We start from the raw sequence: 4,739 nt of genomic DNA on the forward strand, positions 1-4,739 counted from the left end.
CCACTCGAAGTTGTCCAGCAGCGACCAGGCGAAGTAGCCGGCCAGCGGGGCGCCCTTGCGGGCGGCGGAGGCGCAGGCGGCGAGGTGCCGTTCCAGGTAGTCCCGGCGCTCCGGGTCGTCGATCGTGCCGTCGGGGCGGACCACGTCCGGGAAGGCGGAGCCGTTCTCGGTGACGTAGAGCCTGCGCGCGCCGTACTCGTGCGTCAGGCGCAGCAGCAGCGTCTCGATGCCGCTCGCGTCGATCTCCCAGTCCATGCCGGTGCGCGGGACGCCGTCGCGGCGGACGAAGGCGGCGTGGGGGGCCGGGCCGTCGGGGTCGGCCGCCACCACCTGCGGGAAGTAGTAGTTCAGGCCGAGCCAGTCGAGCGGGGCGGCGATGGTCGCCGAGTCGCCCGGCTTCTCCGGGAGTTCGACGCCGTAGACCTCGCGCATGTCCGCCGGGAAGCCGAGGCCGTGGAGGGGGTCCAGCCACCAGCGGTTGGTGTGGCCGTCCATGCGGACGGCGGCCGCCCGGTCCTCGGGGCTGTCGCTCGCGGCGTGGATCGTGGAGAGGTTGTTGACGATGCCCACCTGGGCGCCGGGAGCCACCGCGCGGATGGCGCCCGCCGCCAGGCCGTGGCCCAGCAGCAGGTGGTAGGAGGCCCGGACGGCCGCCGTCAGGTCCGTCCAGCCCGGGGCCATCTTGCCCTCCAGGTGGCCGATCCACGCCGAGCACAGCGGCTCGTTCAGCGTGGCCCAGTGGTGCACGCGGTCGCCCAGGCGCTCCGCGACCACCGACGCGTACGCCGCGAAGTGCTCGGCGGTGTCGCGCTCCGGCCAGCCGCCGCGGTCCTGGAGGGTCTGGGGGAGGTCCCAGTGGTAGAGGGTGACGGAAGGGGTGATGCCCGCCTCGAGCAGGCCGTCGATCAGGCGGTCGTAGAAGTCCAGGCCCTTCGCGTTCACCGGGCCGTCGCCGCCCGGCACGACGCGCGGCCAGGCGATGGACAGGCGGTAGGCGTTGGTGCCGAGGCGGCGCATCAGGCCGATGTCCTCGCGCCAGCGGTGGTAGTGGTCGCAGGCGACGTCGCCGTGGTCGCCGCCCGCGGTCCGGCCCGGCGTGTGCGAGAAGGTGTCCCAGATCGACGGCGAACGGCCGTCCTCCGCCACGGCCCCCTCGATCTGGTACGCCGAGGTGGCCGTGCCCCACAGGAAGTCGTCGGGGAGGGCGGCGTAGTCGATGGTCACGGAAGTCCTTTCACGGTCGGGGAACCCGGTCACTTGACGGCTCCTGCCGTCAGACCGGCGACGAGATAGCGCTGCAGGAGCAGGAAGCCGGCGACCACGGGGACGCTCACCACGAGCGAGGCGGCCATGATCTGGTTCCAGTACACGTCGTTGAGGGTGGAGTAGCCCTGGAGGCCCACGGCCAGGGTGCGGGTGGTGTCGTTCGTCATCACCGACGCGAACAGCACTTCGCCCCAGGCGGTCATGAAGGCGTAGACGGCCACCGCCACGATGCCGGGGATCGCGGCCGGCACCACGACCCGGAACAGCGCGCCGAGCGGGCCGCAGCCGTCCACCTTCGCCGCCTCGTCCAGGTCCCGCGGCACCGAGTCGAAGTAGCCGATCAGCATCCAGATGGAGAACGGCAGCGAGAAGGTCAGGTACGTCAGGATCAGTCCGCCGCGCGAGCCGAACAGGGCGATGCCCGTGGCGTTGCCGATGTTGACGTAGATCAGGAAGAGGGGCAGGAGGAAGAGGATGCCGGGGAACATCTGCGTCGACAGCACGGTCACCGTGAAGACGCGCTTGCCGCGGAAGGAGTGGCGGCTGACGGCGTAGGCCGAGAAGACCGCGATCACCACCGAGCAGACGGTCGCCGCCCCCGCCACGATCAGCGAGTTCACGAAGTAGCGGCCCAGCGGGACCGTGGACCAGATGTCGATGTACGGACGGATCGTCAGCTCGGTCGGCAGCCAGCGGAACTCGCCGGTGACGTCCGCGAGCGGTTTCAGCGAGCTGGAGACCATGACGTAGACCGGGAGCAGCACGAAACCGGTGAGCAGGGTCAGGAAGATCCGCCGGGACCACAGGAACGAGCGGGGCGGGGCCATCGGGGAGGCCGCCGGCTTCGTCGCGGCGGGGGTCACCGGCGTCGCCGTCGTCGGTGGACTAGCCATGCTTCACCTTCCTCTGGCTCCTCTGGCGCGAGGTGAGTGCGAGGTACACGCCCGTCACGGCGAGCAGGAAGAGCAGCAGCAGGACCGACATCGCGGAGCCGGTGCCGAAGTTCCAGGTGACGAAGGACGCCTGGTAGATGTGGACGGAGATGAGGTCCGCGGCCTCGGGCGCGGTCCTGCCGAAGAGGACGTACGGGGTGTTGAAGTCGTTGAACGTCCACAGGAACAGGACGAGGACCAGGACCTGGTTGACCGCACGGAGCGACGGCAGGGTGATGCGGCGGATCTGCTGGAGCATCCCGGCGCCGTCCAGGGCGGCGGCCTCGTACAGCTCGCGGGGGATGTTCTGCAGGCCGGCCATCACGATGAGGAAGGCGAACGGCCAGCCCTTCCAGACCGACACCGTCAGCAGGGCGAGGAAGCTGTTGTCGCCGATCAGCCAGAAGGACGGCTTGTCGGTGAGGCCGAGCTGGTCGTGCAGGACGTGGTTCACCAGGCCGTTGTCGTGCTGGAACATGAACACCCAGGTGATGACGGCCGCGTAGACCGGCAGGGCGTACGGCACCAGGAACAGGGCGCGCAGCAGGCCGCGGCCGCGGAAGGTGTCCTGCAGGCAGATCGCGGCGGCCGTGCCGACGATCCAGCACAGGCCGACCGACAGGACGGTGAAGGCGACCGTGACGAGGAAGGAGTGGAGCAGGGCCGCGCCGACGGGGGCGTCGAAGTCCACCGACACCTTGTAGTTGTCGAGTCCGGCCCACGGGGCGGTGCCCCAGTCGCGGATGTAGAACTGGGTGAGCTCCTTGAAGCTCATCACGATGCCGATCACCATCGGCACCAGGTGGACCAGGAGTTCGAGGATCAGGGCGGGCAGGAGGAGCAGGTAGGGCAGTCCGATGCGGCGGATCCGCCCGGGGCGGCGGCGGGGGCCGCGCGCCGCACCGGGGGCATCCTTCCGCACGGCGGCCTGCGCTGCGGGGGCAGTGGCGGTCATGGCGGTGTCGGGACTCACTTCTTGGGCATCTGCTGCTGCGCCTTGGTGAGCGCGGCCTTCACCGAGGCGGTGGTCACCGCGCGTCCGGCGGCGGCGTCCGCGAACAGGTCCTTGACGGCCGTGCCGACGGCGGTCTCGAACTGGGACTCGTCGGGGACCTGCGGCAGGGCGACGGCGCTCTTGGCGAGGGTGTCCTTCAGGACGGCGTTGGCCGGGGAGTCGAAGGCGGGGTCCTGCTGGGCGGCCTTGACCGGCGGGATGGTGCTGTAGGCGGTGTTGAGGATCTTCTGTTCGGCGTCGCTGGTCATGAACTTCACGAACTCGGTGGCGCCGTCGAGGTTGTCGCTGTTCTTGAAGACGGCGAGGTTGATGCCCGCGACCATCGAGTTGACCTGCTTGCCGGGGCCGGGGGTGCCGGACCGCACGGGCACCGGGGCGATGCCGTAGGCGTCCTCGCTCATGCCCTGGGACGTGAGGTTGGCGGAGGCGGACTGCCACAGCAGCATGCCGGTCTTCCCCTTGGCGAAGTCGCCGACCGACTGGTTCTGGGCGTACTCGGCGTTGCCCGGGGCGATGATCCTGTCCTTGGCCATGAGGTCGACGTACTGCTTGACCGCGGCGACCGCGCCGTCGTTGGCGAAGTCGGCCTTGCCGTCGGCGGTGAAGAAGTCGGCGCCGTGCTGCTTGGCGAAGACGAAGGCGTGGTGGATGTTCTCGGCAGGGTTCGAGCCCTCCATGCCGATGCCCCACTTGCCGTCCTTGGACAGCTTCTTCCCGGCGGCGACCAGCTCGTCCCAGGTGGCCGGCGGCTGCTCGATGCCGGCGTCGGCGAACATCTTCTTGTTGTAGTAGAGGGCGTAGGCCATCGAGTACAGCGGGACGGCGGCCGGGTCCTGGCCCTCCGCGCCCGTCGAGCCGAGGGCGGAGTCGACGAAGCGGTCCCTGCCGCCGATCTTCTCGAAGTTCTTCGCGTCCCAGGGCAGCAGCGCGCCGGTCGCCTGGAGCGAGGCCGACCAGGTGTTGCCGATGTTCAGGACGTCCGGGCCCTGGCCGGAGGTGGTCGCGGTGAGGATCCGGTTGAGCAGGTCGGACCAGGGCACGACCTCCAGCTTGACCTTGATGCCGGTCTGCTTCTCGAACTTGTCGAGCTCGGGCTGGAGCACCTTCTTGTCGATCTCGATGCTCGCGCCCTGGTTGGACGCCCAGTAGGTGAGCTCCTCGGGCGAGTCGTTGGACCCGCCGCCCGTACTCGATCCGCCTCCGCAGGCCGAGGCGGCGAGGGCGAGAGACAGGATGACGGCGCCTGTGGCCGCGGCTCGGATGCTGCGCATGCTCCTGGTGTCCCTTTCCGGGAATGCCGAATGCCTCCGGGAGGGCCCGCAGGCAGTGCCTCATGGCTTAATTTAGGACGTGAGTTAAACCCTCGGACGGGACTACGTCAAGGGTTTGGACGGACTCCGCCGACTCTCGCCGCACCTCTTGACTCATCTGTTCCAGGGATGAACCATTCAGCGGCGAGAGCGCTCCCAACTCCCCCACACCGTTCACTTCCTGAACAGGAGAGCCGCCCCATGACCCCCGACTCC

Annotated in this window: 4 protein-coding genes; all 4 read right to left on the reverse strand. The window is 69.4% G+C overall.

Annotation, left to right across the window (positions count from 1 at the left end; genetic code table 11):
- The coding region (locus B7L92_RS31925) for a GH1 family beta-glucosidase (RefSeq protein ID WP_255311233.1) at positions 1–1,224 on the reverse strand (1,224 nt) is incomplete at its 3' end.
- A gap of 29 nt (positions 1,225–1,253) precedes the next feature.
- The gene (locus tag B7L92_RS31930) at positions 1,254–2,093 is read right to left on the reverse strand and encodes a carbohydrate ABC transporter permease (protein ID WP_043496023.1); all 840 of its coding nucleotides are present in this window, start codon (positions 2,091–2,093) and stop codon (positions 1,254–1,256) included.
- Positions 2,094–2,151: 58 nt separating this feature from the next.
- Positions 2,152–3,153 (reverse strand): carbohydrate ABC transporter permease, encoded by a 1,002-nt coding sequence (locus tag B7L92_RS31935; protein ID WP_081240787.1) that lies wholly within the window; start codon positions 3,151–3,153, stop codon positions 2,152–2,154.
- A 14-nt stretch (positions 3,154–3,167) separates the two neighbouring features.
- Positions 3,168–4,484 (reverse strand): ABC transporter substrate-binding protein, encoded by a 1,317-nt coding sequence (locus B7L92_RS31940; protein WP_081240788.1) that lies wholly within the window; start codon positions 4,482–4,484, stop codon positions 3,168–3,170.
- Positions 4,485–4,739: the final 255 nt, after the last annotated feature.

The sequence above is a fragment of the Streptomyces viridosporus genome, from assembly GCF_002078235.1.
Taxonomy (GTDB): Bacteria; Actinomycetota; Actinomycetes; order Streptomycetales; family Streptomycetaceae; genus Streptomyces; species Streptomyces viridosporus.